At 62.4% G+C, this 13,819-nt stretch carries 14 protein-coding genes; 3 read left to right on the top strand and 11 right to left on the bottom strand.

Annotated elements, in window-relative coordinates; genetic code table 11:
* Window positions 1–93 precede the first annotated feature (93 nt).
* The 8 genes from hscA to PQR32_RS41345 all read right to left on the bottom strand — a co-directional run bounded on the left by hscA (window position 94) and on the right by PQR32_RS41345 (window position 6,591).
* Complete coding sequence (gene hscA, locus PQR32_RS41310) at window positions 94–1,965, bottom strand: Fe-S protein assembly chaperone HscA (RefSeq protein ID WP_408241414.1); 1,872 nt, start codon at window positions 1,963–1,965, stop codon at window positions 94–96.
* Between the two features lie 125 nt (window positions 1,966–2,090).
* A complete protein-coding gene (hscB, locus tag PQR32_RS41315) occupies window positions 2,091–2,618 on the bottom strand; it encodes a Fe-S protein assembly co-chaperone HscB (RefSeq protein ID WP_408241417.1) in 528 nt (175 codons plus the stop codon).
* A 154-nt stretch (window positions 2,619–2,772) separates the two neighbouring features.
* Window positions 2,773–3,096: an iron-sulfur cluster assembly protein IscA gene (gene iscA, locus PQR32_RS41320; RefSeq protein ID WP_012433565.1), complete on the bottom strand. Its 324-nt coding sequence runs from the start codon at window positions 3,094–3,096 to the stop codon at window positions 2,773–2,775.
* A 155-nt stretch (window positions 3,097–3,251) separates the two neighbouring features.
* Window positions 3,252–3,665, bottom strand: a complete 414-nt coding sequence (gene iscU, locus PQR32_RS41325) for a Fe-S cluster assembly scaffold IscU (protein ID WP_408241420.1) — start codon at window positions 3,663–3,665, stop codon at window positions 3,252–3,254.
* 71 nt (window positions 3,666–3,736) lie between these two features.
* Entirely contained in the window at window positions 3,737–4,960 is a 1,224-nt protein-coding gene (locus tag PQR32_RS41330; protein ID WP_408241423.1) for an IscS subfamily cysteine desulfurase, read from the bottom strand.
* Window positions 4,961–5,030: 70 nt separating this feature from the next.
* Window positions 5,031–5,561 (bottom strand): Fe-S cluster assembly transcriptional regulator IscR, encoded by a 531-nt coding sequence (gene iscR, locus PQR32_RS41335; RefSeq protein WP_094783140.1) that lies wholly within the window; start codon window positions 5,559–5,561, stop codon window positions 5,031–5,033.
* 134 nt (window positions 5,562–5,695) lie between these two features.
* Window positions 5,696–6,193: a low molecular weight protein-tyrosine-phosphatase gene (locus tag PQR32_RS41340; protein ID WP_408241445.1), complete on the bottom strand. Its 498-nt coding sequence runs from the start codon at window positions 6,191–6,193 to the stop codon at window positions 5,696–5,698.
* A gap of 158 nt (window positions 6,194–6,351) precedes the next feature.
* A complete protein-coding gene (locus PQR32_RS41345; protein ID WP_408241426.1) occupies window positions 6,352–6,591 on the bottom strand; it encodes a hypothetical protein in 240 nt (79 codons plus the stop codon).
* Window positions 6,592–6,858: 267 nt separating this feature from the next.
* On the opposite strand from PQR32_RS41345, the gene PQR32_RS41350 reads away from it, so the two are divergent.
* Window positions 6,859–7,422 carry a hypothetical protein gene (locus PQR32_RS41350; protein WP_408241429.1) on the top strand — a complete coding sequence of 188 codons (564 nt, stop codon included), beginning with the start codon at window positions 6,859–6,861 and terminating at the stop codon, window positions 7,420–7,422.
* Window positions 7,423–7,649: 227 nt separating this feature from the next.
* On the opposite strand, the gene PQR32_RS41355 is transcribed toward PQR32_RS41350, so the two are convergent.
* Both PQR32_RS41355 and PQR32_RS41360 read right to left on the bottom strand, forming a co-directional pair.
* On the bottom strand, window positions 7,650–9,065 hold the full coding sequence (locus PQR32_RS41355) for a lactate utilization protein B (protein WP_408241432.1): 1,416 nt from the start codon (window positions 9,063–9,065) through the stop codon (window positions 7,650–7,652).
* Window positions 9,066–9,196: 131 nt separating this feature from the next.
* Window positions 9,197–9,919, bottom strand: a complete 723-nt coding sequence (locus tag PQR32_RS41360; protein WP_408241435.1) for a (Fe-S)-binding protein — start codon at window positions 9,917–9,919, stop codon at window positions 9,197–9,199.
* Window positions 9,920–10,097: 178 nt separating this feature from the next.
* On the opposite strand from PQR32_RS41360, the gene PQR32_RS41365 reads away from it, so the two are divergent.
* On the top strand, window positions 10,098–10,904 hold the full coding sequence (locus PQR32_RS41365) for an IclR family transcriptional regulator (RefSeq protein WP_408241438.1): 807 nt from the start codon (window positions 10,098–10,100) through the stop codon (window positions 10,902–10,904).
* A 99-nt stretch (window positions 10,905–11,003) separates the two neighbouring features.
* Here the strand turns inward: PQR32_RS41365 and pbpG are convergent, their stop codons facing one another.
* Window positions 11,004–12,194 carry a D-alanyl-D-alanine endopeptidase gene (gene pbpG, locus PQR32_RS41370; RefSeq protein WP_408241441.1) on the bottom strand — a complete coding sequence of 397 codons (1,191 nt, stop codon included), beginning with the start codon at window positions 12,192–12,194 and terminating at the stop codon, window positions 11,004–11,006.
* A gap of 776 nt (window positions 12,195–12,970) precedes the next feature.
* On the opposite strand from pbpG, the gene PQR32_RS41375 reads away from it, so the two are divergent.
* Window positions 12,971–13,543, top strand: coding sequence for a phasin family protein (locus PQR32_RS41375; protein ID WP_012433576.1), 573 nt, complete (start codon window positions 12,971–12,973; stop codon window positions 13,541–13,543).
* Window positions 13,544–13,819: the final 276 nt, after the last annotated feature.

The raw sequence follows: 13,819 nt of genomic DNA on the forward strand, positions 1-13,819 counted from the left end.
GCGGGCCCGCCGCCCACCCCCCCCCCCCCCCCCCCGCGATTCGGTTCTTTACGGCGGACCGACCAAGCGGCCCGCCTGCCGCTACCGCAAGGCTCAGATCTCGTCGAGCTTGCGGCCGGCGAGCGCGCGGCGAATGCCCTTGTTCATGCGGCGGGCAGCGAATTCGTCGGTGCCTTCGGCGAGCGTTTTGGTGGCGGCTTCGATCACGTCGACGTCGTCGCTTTGCGCGACGTTGCGTAATGCATCGAGAAGCGTGTCGAGTTCGGCGCGCTCGCTGTCGTCGAGCAGTTCGGCGTCGGCGGCGAGCGCGGCGTCGGTGGCTTCGACCAGACGCCGGGCTTCGACTTGCGCTTCGCGCAGCGCGCGAGCCCGCATGTCAACTTCGGCGGTCGAGAAGCTGTCTTCGAGCATTCGGGCGATGTCGTCGTCGGCGAGACCGTAGGACGGCTTGACCACCACCGACGCTTCCACGCCCGAGCCCTGCTCGCGCGCGAACACGGACAGCAGGCCGTCCGCGTCCACCTGGTAGGTCACGCGGATGCGCGCCGCGCCGGCGGCCATCGGCGGAATGCCGCGCAGCTCGAAACGCGCGAGCGAGCGGCAGTCGCTGACGAGCTCGCGCTCGCCTTGCACGACGTGGATCGCCATGGCCGTCTGGCCGTCCTTGAAGGTCGTGAAATCCTGCGCGCGCGCGACCGGAATCGTCGAATTGCGCGGGATGATCTTCTCGGTCAGACCGCCCATCGTCTCGACGCCGAGCGACAGTGGAATCACGTCGAGCAGGAGCCACTCGTCGCCGTCCGCGCCGCGATTGCCCGCGAGCAGATCGGCCTGGATCGCCGCGCCGAGCGCGACCACCTGATCCGGGTCGAGATTGATCAGCGGCGGCTGGCCGAAGAACGACTCGACCGCGCGGCGGATCACCGGCATGCGCGTCGCGCCGCCGACCAGCACCACGCCCTTGATTTCTTTCGTCGTGACCTTGGCGTCGCGCAGCGCTTTTTTCGTCGGGCCCAGCGTGCGCTGAACCAGCGTCTGCGTGATGGCCTCGAAAGTGGCCTCGTCGATCGTCAGATCGATCTGAGCGCCGTTCGAGAGCGCGGCCTGTAGCTTCGCACTCGGTGCGTCCGACAACGCCTCCTTGGCGTCGCGCACGCTGTCCAGCAGCAGGCGCACGTCTTCGGGTGCGAGCGTTTGCGGCGCGATGCCGGCTTGCTCCAGCACATGGCGATACAGCGCGTGGTCGAAATCGTCGCCGCCGAGCGCGGAGTCGCCGCCGGCCGCGAGCACTTCGAACACGCCCTTGGTGAGTTTGAGAATCGACAGGTCGAAAGTGCCGCCGCCGAGATCGTAGACGGCGTACAGCCCTTCGGAACCGTTGTCGAGGCCGTAGGCGATCGCGGCCGCGGTCGGTTCATTCAGGAGGCGCAGCACGTTCAGGCCGGCCAGACGCGCGGCGTCTTTGGTCGCCTGACGCTGGGCTTCATCGAAGTAAGCGGGCACCGTGATCACAGCGCCGACCAGTTCGTCGCCGAGCGAGTCTTCGGCACGCTGACGCAGCGTCGCGAGGATTTCGGCCGACACTTCGACCGGGCTCTTCACGCCGTCGATGGTGCGGATCTGCACCATGCCGGGTGCATCGATGAAATCGTAGGGCGCGTTTTCGGCGCCCTCCACTTCCGCCTTGCCACGGCCCATGAAGCGCTTGACCGAAACGATCGTGTTGCGCGGATCGCTCGCCGCCTCAGCCTTGGCCGTGCGGCCGATACGGCGGCCGCCCTTTTCCAGGTAGCGCACCACCGACGGCAGCAGCACATGGCCGTCTTCGTCGGGCAGCACGTCGGGCACGCCGCTGCGCACGGCCGCGACGAGGGAATTGGTGGTGCCGAGATCGATACCGACCGCCAGACGCCGCTGGTGGGGCGCCGGCGCCATGCCGGGTTCGGAGATTTGCAGTAAGGCCATCTGGATCTTCTCGGGGCCGCTCGGCCCCGTCCTGAATTTTCGCGTTGCTGGTTGTAATGCTACGGCGCCTCGGGTCGCTACCGCCGCGTTCGTGCCGGCGATACACGACGCACAGCTCGGACTCGCTAGTTCTCGAGCCGCTCGATCTGCGTGCCGATTTCCGACGCCACCCGCTCGATGAACATCAACTGCCGCACCGCCTCGCCCGCGGCCTGATTCACGCCGCTATCGAGCAAGGCGCCGAGCTTGTCGAAACGCATGCGTTCTTCGTCGCGCAGTTCGGTGAGCAAGGCGTCGAGCGCATCGACGTTCTTCGCCGCTGCGGCATCTTCGATGCCTTCACGCCATTCCATCTGCTGCATGAGGAACGCCGGCTCCATCGCCGTATTGTTCTCCGCGCCGACGTCGATGCCGCGCAGATGCAGCAGATAGGTGGCGCGCTTCAACGGATCGCGCAGCGTCTGATACGCCTCGTTGGTGCGCGTCGCCCATTGCATCGCAATGCGCTTTTGCGCATCGCCGGCCGCGGCGAAGCGGTCCGGATGCACTTGCGCCTGGACCGTGCGGTAGGCGTGATCGAGCGCTGATGCGTCGAGCGCGAATTGCGCCGGCAGATCGAACAGGTCGAAGTGGCTGTCGTTCAGCGAGGCCATCGGATAGAAGAAGTCCGTTCAGGAAAGCGCACCGGAGTGCAGTCTAAAAATACGGCTCGACGAAGCAGAGCGTAGCGGCACAGGCGAATGCGCGGATCAAACTAAAAAGGCGGCCCGCGCCGCCTTTGATCCGCTGCACGCGGAATGTCCCGATTTACACGCGGAACGATTCGCCGCAACCGCATTCGTCCTTCACGTTCGGGTTGTTGAACTTGAAGCCTTCGTTCAGTCCTTCACGTGCGAAGTCGAGTTCGGTGCCGTCGATATAGGCGAGGCTCTTCGGGTCGACAATGAGCTTCACGCCGTTGCATTCGAACACTTCGTCTTCGGGCGCGAGTTCGTCCACGTACTCGAGCTTGTAAGCCAAGCCGGAGCAACCGGTGGTGCGCACGCCGACGCGCAAGCCGACGCCTTTACCGCGCCGGTTCAGATACTTCTGGACGTGCTGTGCTGCCTTTTCGGTCAACGTAATTGCCATAGCGTTTCTCATTGCGCAGAGCGTGCCGGTCAAGCCTCTACCTGCTCACGCGCTGCTACCCTGCCTGCATCAAATATCGCTCGTGCCGGACGGCTCATTCACTTCGCGCCGTCCGTTTCGATTCACCTGAAATCCGCGCCGCGCTCGCCGCTTGATCAAGCGTGTTGCTTTTCGTCTGCGACGACTGCTTCACCGTGGCGTTGCTTGTAGTCGGCGACCGCCGCCTTGATCGCGTCTTCCGCGAGGATCGAGCAGTGGATCTTCACCGGCGGCAGCGCCAGTTCTTCGGCGATCTGCGTGTTCTTGATCGACATGGCTTGATCGAGCGTCTTGCCCTTCACCCATTCGGTGACGAGCGAACTCGACGCAATTGCCGAACCGCAGCCATACGTCTTGAACTTCGCGTCTTCGATGATGCCGTCCGCGCCCACGCGGATCTGCAGCTTCATCACGTCGCCGCATGCCGGTGCGCCGACCATGCCGGTGCCGACCGTGTCGTCGTCTTTCGCGAAAGAGCCGACGTTGCGCGGGTTTTCGTAGTGGTCCAGAACCTTGTCGCTATAAGCCATGATGACACTCCTTGATTCGTTTCAACCTGCAATTCGCAATTCGATAAATTCGACGTCGTCCAAACGGCGCGTCAGTGCGCTGCCCACTGGATGGTCGAAATATCGATCCCGTCCTTGTGCATTTCCCACAGCGGCGACAAATCGCGCAGCTTCGAAATCTTGGTCTTCAGCAGGTTGATCACGTAATCGACATCCTGCTCGGTCGTGAAGCGGCCCACCGTGAAGCGGATCGAGCTGTGCGCCAGCTCGTCGTTACGGCCCAGCGCGCGCAACACGTACGACGGTTCCAGCGAAGCCGACGTACAGGCCGAGCCCGACGACACTGCCACATCCTTCACCGCCATGATCAGCGATTCGCCTTCGACGAAATTGAAGCTGATGTTCAGATTGTGCGGCACACGCTTTTCCATGTCGCCGTTCACATACACTTCTTCCATTTCCGACAGTCCGCGGAGCAGCCGGTCGCGCAGCATGCGAACGCGCTCGTTCTCCGTCGCCATTTCTTCACGCGCGATACGGAATGCTTCGCCCATGCCGACGATCTGGTGTGTAGCCAGCGTGCCCGAACGCATGCCACGCTCGTGACCGCCGCCGTGCATCTGCGCTTCGATACGGATACGCGGCTTGCGGCGCACATACAGCGCGCCGATGCCCTTCGGGCCGTACGTCTTGTGCGCCGAGAACGACATCAGGTCGACCTTCAGCTTTTGCAGGTCGATCGCAATCTTGCCGGTGGCTTGCGCCGCGTCGACGTGGAAAATAATGCCTTTTTCACGAGTGATCTCGCCGATCGCCTCGACGTCCTGGATCACGCCGATCTCGTTGTTCACCGACATGACCGACACCAGAATCGTGTCCGGGCGCAGTGCGGCCTTGAACTTCTCGAGGTCGATCAGACCGTCGTCCTTGACGTCCAGATACGTGACTTCGAAGCCTTCGCGCTCGAGTTCGCGGCAGGTGTCGAGCACGGCCTTGTGCTCGGTCTTCACCGTGATGATGTGCTTGCCCTTGCTCTTGTAGAAGTGCGCAGCGCCCTTGATGGCCAGGTTGTCCGACTCCGTGGCACCCGAGGTCCAGATGATTTCGCGCGGATCGGCGTTCACCAGCGCGGCGACATTCTCACGCGCTTCTTCGACTGCGCGCTCCGCTGCCCAGCCATACGAGTGGCTGCGCGATGCGGGGTTGCCGAACTGCTCGCGCAGATACGGAATCATCTTGTCCACCACGCGCGGATCGATCGGCGTCGTCGCGCTGTAGTCCATGTAGATGGGCAGATGGAGAGTGTCGTTGTTCATCAATTGCTCCGGGGACGTCATGTGCTCTGGCTTCTGGGTTTCTTATCAGGCTGCGGTGACTGCCCGCTACCTACGAACCGGCCATGTTGAAAACTGAATTCGGCCCTTTCGGCGCCACGCGGACGGGTTCGACCGCCGGCGCTTCGTTGCGCCTGTCACGCAGCACGGCCGGCGCGCCTTCGCGCGAACGCTGCTGATCGACCAGATCCTTCAGGGAGACCGAATCGAGGTACTCGACCATTTTCTGGTTCAGCGTGGACCACAGTTCGTGCGTCATGCAGTGGCCGTCGTGCTGCTTGGTGCCCTCGCACGAGCCCTTGCCGCCGCACTGGGTGGCGTCGAGCGGCTCGTCGACCGCGATGATGATGTCGGCCACGGTCACGTCTTCAGCGCGGCGGGCGAGATTGTAGCCGCCGCCCGGTCCGCGCACGGACTCGACGATTTCGTGACGACGCAGCTTGCCAAACAGCTGCTCGAGGTACGACAGGGAGATGTGCTGGCGCTGGCTGATACCCGCAAGCGTCACCGGGCCCTGCTCCTGGCGCAGTGCCAGGTCAATCATCGCCGTGACGGCGAAACGGCCTTTCGTGGTGAGTCTCATATGGTGTGGGAACCGCAATTCTCGACAAGTTTTGTCAAGTATAAATACATGAGCGATTTAGTCAAGTATCCCTACCGCGATTTGGGTCATTTGCTTAATTGTTGGATAGGCTCGGCAAGCTCGCTCGCCAAACGCTATGCAAGCAATTGGGGGCGCAATGCCGCAATCAGGCCGCGGCAGGCCGCTTCACATTGATCCAGCACCTGCTCGAAACCTTCCGCGCCGCCGAAATAGGGGTCGACCACTTCGCGGGCGCCGTTCCAGCGAGCGTCAGTTTCCGGGACGAACTCCATCAGCAGACGAATCTTGTCGCGTTGCTGCGGAGGGCAGACCTGGCGTAGCGCGGCGACGTTTTTGTCGTCCATCGCGATCAGCAGGTCGAAGCGCCCGAAATCCGCTGCGCCGATCTGGCGGCCGCGCAAGGCGCCGAGTTCATAGCCGCGACTGCCGGCCGCCAACTGCGCGCGCTCGTCCGGCGGCTCGCCGATATGCCAGTCGCCCGTTCCCGCCGAGTCGATCAGGATGCGCTCCCCGAGCTTCGCCTCGCCGACCAGATGGCGCATCACCCCTTCCGCGGTCGGCGAACGACAGATGTTCCCGAGGCAGACAAAGCAGATGGACACGGTTTTCATCAAGGGCTTTTCCAGGCGCCCGAGGCGCGCAGGCTGACTGTTAATAAATGTTGCCGCGATTATACAAAGCTGGCCGGAATCTCGCCGCGAGCCGGCGCGGCTGGGCCGAGCGTGGCGTTGGGCACAGCGGCCGATCCCGGTCGCGCTCAACCTTGTGCTTACGACGCTTCCGCGGCCGGCATTGCCGTGGCGGCGCGCATCGGTTTGGCCGGCAACGTCGAGGCGTCGTCGATCATGCCGTACGAAGCGGCACGCGCGAGTTCAGCCGTCAACTGGTCGGCAGCGAGCGGTGCTTGCGAGACGCGCGACGCGGCGTCGCCACAAATATGCAGATAAGCAGCCGCAGCGAGCGGCACAACGATGGCGAGGGGCCAGTACACCGATATTGTCTTTTTCATGATGTCGATTCTTCCGATTGGGGGCAGATGAGTTCGTTACCCACTATGCCCAGTCGAAATCTTATAGAAATTCACAATCGGGAAAAACCCACTGGCGCGAGATAGAGCGTTGCTCTGAATGGAACAGTGAATTCACGTTTGCGGCGCACGACGTCGACGTTCGTCATGGCACAAAAAAGAAATCCTTACAAACACATACAAAGCTCTTGCGACGGATGACGATAATAGCGGTCTTACAGAAACGAAATCTCGCACTGGTCCATCACCATGAAACGCTTTGCACCCCTCGCCTGCCTCGCTGTCGCCGCCCTGCTCGGCGGCTGCGCGGTCTATCCGGACGGCACGCCGATGTACAGCAATGGCTACGGCGGCGGTTATAGCGGCTATGACGATTACGACGGCTACGCCACCGGCGTGCCGGCGATGCCGCAGACCAACGTCTACATGGGCTACAGCAACTACTCGGGCCCGGGTTACTACAACGGGCCGGGGCGCTATTACGGACCGGGTCCCGGCTACGGCGGCTATCCGGACCGGGGCCGACCGAACAACGGCAATTATGGAAACAACGGCAACCACGGCGACAACGGCGGTTGGCACGGTCAGCCGAATGGCGGATCGCACGGTGGGCCGCCGCCTCAAGGCGCCGCGGGCGGGCCACGTGGGCCGAGCGGATCGAATGCGCCTCGGCCGGGGGCCGCCAGCCCACCGCCGCCCCCACCGCCGCCGCAGCAGCAGGCAGGCAGTGGAGGCGGCCGTGGCAATGGGAATGGTGGCGCCCCCGTGCGCGGAGTGCCGGGCCGCCAGTCGGGCCAGATGACGGATCACTGATCTGGGCAAGCTGCTTGATGCTTTGCTGGCGCGGTATGCGTGTGCTGAGGCGCCTGCATACCGCGCTCTAATTTTAGCGGATGCAGCGTGAGCGCCACTCCGGCAACATCACGCGGACGGCCGCACAGTTCGACGACCCTGGCAGCGCGATGCCGAAATCGCCGCCTCACGCTTGATGCCGCCTGAATAGAAAGAGACGTTGGCGCGCCTCGCCCAACAACGCCCGCTCAGCCGATATGACTGCGCTGCGCCGCGTACAACTCCCTGAACGTCCGACCGACCGGAGCGGGCATATCCCGCGTATTGGTCCAGCCCGCACCGCCCAGCGGCAATCTGGCGATCGACCGGTTCCTTCCGCCCATGCGTTCCAGCACTCGCACGGCCAGCTTGGTGAACAGTGCGTAAGCATCCGGATGCAGTGCCAGAAATCCCCACACGGCAAGCCCGGTGCGCTCTTTCCAGGGCCGCAGATGCCGCTCCACCTGCTTCTCGCGCAGCTTGCGCAACAGATCGGATAGCGGGATGCCCACCGGGCACACGCTATTGCACTCGCCACACAAGGTCGCGGCCTGCGGCAAATCCAGCGCCTTGTCGATGCCGACATAGCTCGGCGTCAACACCGACCCCATCGGGCCCGGATACACCCAGCCATACGCATGGCCGCCCACCTTCTGATACACCGGGCAATGGTTCATGCACGCGCCGCAGCGGATGCACCTCAGCATGTCCTGGAAGTCGCCGCCAATCAGCCCCGTGCGCCCGCCGTCGACGAGCACCACATACATATGCTCAGGACCGTCCTGGTCGCCCTCGCCGCGCGGCCCCGTCAACACGGAGAAATAGTTCGAGGTGGCCTGCCCGGTTGCCGAGCGCGGCAAGAGACGCATCGCCGTGGCCAGATCCTCGAGCGTGGGCAGCACTTTCTCGATGCCCGTCACCGCCACATGCACACGCGGCATTACGGTGCACATGCCTTCGTTGCCCTCGTTCGTGACCAGCACGACCGAACCCGTTTCCGCCACCACGAAATTGCCGCCCGTCACGCCCATGTCCGCGGTCATGAAATGCGGACGCAGCATCTCGCGCGCCTCGCGCGTCATGTCGGTGATTTCGGTCAGGCGCGGCCGGTTGTGAGTCTTCGCGAACAGGTCGGCGATCTCGTCCTTATCCTTATGGACGACCGGCGCGATGATGTGGCTCGGCGGCTCGTTGTCGTTGATCTGCAGGATGTACTCGCCCAGATCGGTTTCGATGGATTGCACGCCCATTTGCCCGAGCACTTCGTTCAGGCGCATTTCTTCGGTGACCATCGACTTGGTCTTGATCACCTTCTTCACCTCGTGCCGGCGCGCAATGTCGCCGACGAGCCGCGCGGCCTCCTGGGTCGTCTCGGCGAACAGCACCGTCACGCCGCGCCGGGCCGCTTCGCGCTCGAAGGTTTCCAGCCACACGTCGAGATTCTCCAGCGCGCGGTTGCGACGCTCCTTCAGCGCCGCGCGCGTGGCCGGAAAATCGATCGCGGTCATGGCCGTGGCGCGGGCCGACACGAACTTGGTCGACAGCTTGGTGAGATTCTGCTGCAGACGCTGGTCGGCGAGTTTCTGACCAGCGCGTGCCTTGAATTGCATCGATTGGACTTGCATGGCGGCCTTATGCGTATTCGGGCGAAGCGGGCGAAGCGGGCGAAGCGGGCGAAGCGGGCGAAGCGGGCGAAGCGCGAGTGAAGTACGACTCAAGCGCGCATCTGAAAACGGCGATAATGCGGCAGGCAGCGTTACACGTCGCCGGCCAGCACCTGCGCGATGTGCAGCACCCGCGTGGTGGCGTCGCCGGTGCGTCGCAAACGGCCCTCAATATTGAGCATGCAGCCAAGGTCGCCGAGCACCACCGTGCCGGTGCCGCTGGCACTGATATTCGCGCACTTTTCGTCGACGATCGCCGTGGAGATGTCTCCGTACTTGACCGCGAAGGTGCCGCCGAAGCCGCAGCAATGCTCGCAGTCCTTCATCTCGTTCACTGTCACGCCGACCTGCGCCAGCAGGGCGCGCGGCTGCGCCTTCACGCCAAGCTCACGCAGCCCGGAGCAGGAATCGTGGTACGTGACCTGACCCGCGAATTGGCCCGGCTGCAATTGCACCTTGGCCACATTCACGAGGAAATCGGTCAGTTCGAACACCTTGGCGCGTAGCCGGCCGAAACGGTTCATCAACTCAGGATCGTCGGCGAAGAGGTCGCCGTAATGCGCGCGGATCATGCCGCCGCACGAACCGGACGGGACCACGACGTAATCGAACTGCTCGAACTCGCGCAAGGTCTTCTCGGCCAGATCGCGCGCTATGCGCCGCTCCCCCGAGTTGTACGCCGGTTGCCCGCAACAGGTTTGGGCAGGTGGCACCACCACCTCGAAACCGGCGCCTTCGATCAGCTTGATGACCGAAAAACCGATCTCGGGACGCATCAGGTCGATCAGGCAGGTAACGAACAATCCGACTCGCATGAGCCCTCCTTCGGGAAAACGTCCCTGATTATCCGCTGTTTGCCGCACAATACCAACGGCCAGAAGGCATAGGGCGAAATCCACTTAAATTGGAATAGGCGTTCCAACTGCTTTCCTTCTTTTCACAATACGGGATACAATCAATTTCCGCTGTTTGACGCGTCAACCGATTCCTCCCATGAGCGATACGAACCCGGATCCCAAAACTTCGATCCAGGTGATCGAACGCATGATGCGCTTGCTCGACGCACTCGCTGCGCATAGCGACCCGGTCAGCCTGAAAGAACTCGCCATCCGCACGGAGCTGCATCCGTCCACCGCGCACCGCATCCTGAACGACATGGTGATGTGCCGGCTGGTCGACCGGTCGGATCCCGGCACTTACCGTCTCGGCATGCGCCTGCTCGAACTGGGCAATCTGGTCAAGGCGCGGCTGTCGGTGCGCGACGCGGCGCTCACGCCGATGCGCGAACTGCATCGGCAGACGGGCCAGACGGTGAATCTGTCGGTGCGTCAGGGCGACGAGATCGTCTATATCGAGCGCGCATATTCCGAGCGTTCCGGCATGCAGGTGGTGCGAGCGATCGGCGGACGGGCGCCGTTGCATCTGACCTCGGTGGGCAAGCTGTTCCTCGCCGCCGACGAATCCACTCGCGTGCGGGCCTACGCCACACGCACCGGCTTGTCGGGCCACACGCAGAACAGCATCACCGACCTGACCAAACTGGAGCGCGAGCTCTCGAACGTGCGCCAACAGGCCTGCGCGCGTGATAACGAGGAACTGGAACTCGGCGTGCGCTGCATCGCCGCCGGCATTTACGACGACACCGGCAAGCTGGTCGCCGGCCTGTCGCTGTCGGCGCCGGCGGATCGCTTGCAAGACTCCTGGATTGGCCAGCTTAGCCAGACCGCGTTGATGATCTCCGCGTCACTCGGCTATCGGCCGCAACCCGCGCAGGACCATTCGCATAGCCATCACGCGTAAGCCCGGCGCTGGGCTTACGCTCAAGAAAAAAGCCTCGCAACTGCGAGGCTTTTTTGTTTTCATGCGGCCGGTCCGGAAACCGGCCACTGAACCAACACTTCAGGTACCCGGTCCGCCGGCGTCCGCGCTGGTAATGCGCGCCTCGCCGCCGCCGTTGTCCAGCCACGTGCGCAGACGCGTGGCGTCCGCGAACCGCGAGTACTTACCCGACGAGTCGAGCAGCACCATGATCATCGGACGGCCATGAATGGTGGCCTGCATCACCAGGCACTCACCCGCTTCGTTGATGAAGCCGGTCTTTTGCAGACCGATGTCCCACGTCGGGTTGCGCACCAGCGCATTGGTGCTGTTGTACGCCAGCGAGCGCTTGCCGGTGTACACCTCGTAGCTGTGATCGGTCGAGAACTTGCGGATCATCGGATACTGGTAGGCCGCGTTGACCATCTTCACGAGGTCGCGCGCGCTCGACACATTCTGGCTCGTCAAACCCGTGGGGTTTTCAAAATGCGTGTCGGTCATGCCGAGTTGCTTGGCCTTCGCGTTCATGGCCGCGAGGAACGCCGGACGGCCGCCCGGGAAATAACGCGACAGCGCCGCGGCCGCGCGATTTTCCGACGCCATCAATGCGATATGCAGCATGTCTTCACGCGAAAGCACCGAGCCCACCGACAGACGCGAACCGGTGTTCTTTTCGTAATCGCGGTCTTCGTCCGTGACTTCGATCTGGTCGGTCATCGGCTCTTTCGAGTCGAGCACCACCATCGAGGTCATCAGCTTGGTGATCGACGCGATCGGCACCACGGCGCGCGAGTTCTTGTCGAACAGCGATTCGCCGGAATTCTGGTCGATTACGTAGGCGACGCTCGAGCGCAGCATGAGCGCGTCCGGCGTTTCGTGCAGACCGAAAGCCTGGCCGACGCTCGGCGGACGCGGTTCATACGCGATGCGGCGCACCACCGAATGGTGACGGCCGTTCGACGTGTACGTCACGCGCTTGCGCTTGACGCCCGCGCGCGGCGCGTCGTCGTCGTCAGCGGCGGCTACGGTCTTCGCAGCCGCGCCTTTGGTCCCTTTCGAGGCCTTGCCCGACACCTTTTCAGGCGCGGCAGCCGGCTTCTTGGCCGCTTTGGCGTGTTTGGAGGTTTTTGCAGGTGCATCAGGCGTGGCGGCAAAAGCGCTCACGGGCGTGGCGAACGCCGCCGCGATGACCATGGAGGCGGCCACCGACAGAGCGGTGCTGCGGGCCGCGCCGTGGATCACTTTTAGCGACGAAAACATGTCGGTTTTCATGGGTGTTCGGTAGGGAGCGGCGAGAGGTTTCCGCAAGTGTAGTAAAACAACGAAAAATTAGCAATTTGAAGCACTTATACGCGCTCCTTAAACCGGCTTGTAAGCTCCGATCGCAAAAACACAAATAAGTGCCGAGTGTCGATCGAAAAAAACGATCGCCAGCACGTTACGCCTCGCCCCTGCCGCCATACGCCGGAATCGAGGTGATTCTTCCAGCATAACGGCAATTTCGAGACAACCTTGATCAGGGGAAATACGGTCAGAGCACGGGCGGGTCAAACTGCCAGTGCAACGGCACGCCGCCGGAGTCGCGCAGCGAGGTTGTTAAACGCCTGCTGCAGACCGCCGACGCGCATTCGACCAGCATGAAGCATTAACGTTCCGTGACACTTTCCGGTTTACACCGAATCGGCCGCCGAAGACTTTTTTAACAAATGCCGAATGTTAGCGTCCCCGCGTTAGCCTGCGTTTGTCGGCCAACTTGACCTTACAAATCCGTAATGAATGCCGCATGATTGGGCACCGGCGCGGTGCGCGCGGTTAAATCGACCTGCGTCACAAGGGTGTCATGCCGATCGCATAACACCATGTTTTATCAGCAGTTTCTTAACATTGTGCGATGCACAAAAAGCGCTTGACATTCTTTGCAACCATCCTAAAATAGGAACCATTGCTGCGATGCACAATTCATCGCGGTCCGGCGGGGCGCACCAATGTGTCTCACCATTCACCCAATGCGGTCCGCACAGACAGACCGCGATCCAGGAGCGTAAACCATGACTCTGCTGACCCCTGAGCAATTCGCCGCAGCCCAGAAAGCCAACTTTGAAACGTTGTTCGGCCTGACGACCAAAGCATTTGAAGGCGTCGAAAAGCTGGTTGAGCTGAACCTGCAAGTCGTGAAATCGACGCTCGCGGAAAGCCAGGAAAATGCTCAACGCGCGCTGTCCGTCAAGGACGCGCAAGAATTGCTGGCACTGCAAGCAAGCCTTGCACAGCCGGTGGCTGAAAAGGCGCTGTCGTACGGCCGCCACGTGTATGAGATCGTTTCGGCAACGCAAGGTGAATTCACCCGCGTCGCGGAAGCGCAATTCGAAGAGCAAAACCGCAAGGTCCAATCGCTCGTCGAGAATGTCGCAAAGAATGCACCGGCTGGTTCGGAAACCGCTGTCGCCGTCCTGAAGTCGGCTATCACGGCTGCCAACACCACGTACGACACGGTGCACAAGGCGACCAAGCAAGCTGTCGAAATCGCTGAAAGCAACTTCAATGCAGCCGCAACGGCCGCATCGAAGGCAGCTTCGCAAGCCGCTGCACAAGCATCGCGCTCGGCCAAGAAGGCAGTCTAAGCTTCAGTCTCAAGCATCACGCTGCAGGCATCACTTAACGCCGGCACAGCTCGAACGCTGTGCCGGCGTTACCGCAAGCAACAGCGTCGTGTCGTTGCCCGCTCACACGGTGTTAATTGGCCGAACGCTCCGATACGTTGAATGGCGTATCGTTTGCCCGGCGAAAGGCCGGGATTTTTTTTACCCGACGCCTTTTCGCCGTCGCCTGAGTCGTTCAGCACGTATCGATGACGCCCTCGTCGCGCGGCAACCGCCCTACTCTGCTGCCCAAAGAAA

Source organism: Paraburkholderia dipogonis, assembly GCF_046027395.1.
GTDB lineage: Bacteria > Pseudomonadota > Gammaproteobacteria > Burkholderiales > Burkholderiaceae > Paraburkholderia > Paraburkholderia dipogonis_A.

Bases quoted from the DNA above. Each gene is read 5' to 3' on its own strand.
- PQR32_RS41375 (WP_012433576.1), top strand. From the start codon at position 12,971: ATGACTCTGCTGACCCCTGAGCAATTCGCCGCAGCCCAGAAAGCCAAC.
- hscA (WP_408241414.1), bottom strand. From the start codon at position 1,965: ATGGCCTTACTGCAAATCTCCGAACCCGGCATGGCGCCGGCGCCCCAC.
- PQR32_RS41340 (WP_408241445.1), bottom strand. From the start codon at position 6,193: ATGAAAACCGTGTCCATCTGCTTTGTCTGCCTCGGGAACATCTGTCGT.
- PQR32_RS41345 (WP_408241426.1), bottom strand. From the start codon at position 6,591: ATGAAAAAGACAATATCGGTGTACTGGCCCCTCGCCATCGTTGTGCCG.
- hscB (WP_408241417.1), bottom strand. From the start codon at position 2,618: ATGGCCTCGCTGAACGACAGCCACTTCGACCTGTTCGATCTGCCGGCG.
- iscR (WP_094783140.1), bottom strand. From the start codon at position 5,561: ATGAGACTCACCACGAAAGGCCGTTTCGCCGTCACGGCGATGATTGAC.
- PQR32_RS41350 (WP_408241429.1), top strand. From the start codon at position 6,859: ATGAAACGCTTTGCACCCCTCGCCTGCCTCGCTGTCGCCGCCCTGCTC.
- pbpG (WP_408241441.1), bottom strand. From the start codon at position 12,194: ATGAAAACCGACATGTTTTCGTCGCTAAAAGTGATCCACGGCGCGGCC.
- iscA (WP_012433565.1), bottom strand. From the start codon at position 3,096: ATGGCAATTACGTTGACCGAAAAGGCAGCACAGCACGTCCAGAAGTAT.
- PQR32_RS41330 (WP_408241423.1), bottom strand. From the start codon at position 4,960: ATGAACAACGACACTCTCCATCTGCCCATCTACATGGACTACAGCGCG.
- PQR32_RS41365 (WP_408241438.1), top strand. From the start codon at position 10,098: ATGAGCGATACGAACCCGGATCCCAAAACTTCGATCCAGGTGATCGAA.
- iscU (WP_408241420.1), bottom strand. From the start codon at position 3,665: ATGGCTTATAGCGACAAGGTTCTGGACCACTACGAAAACCCGCGCAAC.
- PQR32_RS41360 (WP_408241435.1), bottom strand. From the start codon at position 9,919: ATGCGAGTCGGATTGTTCGTTACCTGCCTGATCGACCTGATGCGTCCC.
- PQR32_RS41355 (WP_408241432.1), bottom strand. From the start codon at position 9,065: ATGCAAGTCCAATCGATGCAATTCAAGGCACGCGCTGGTCAGAAACTC.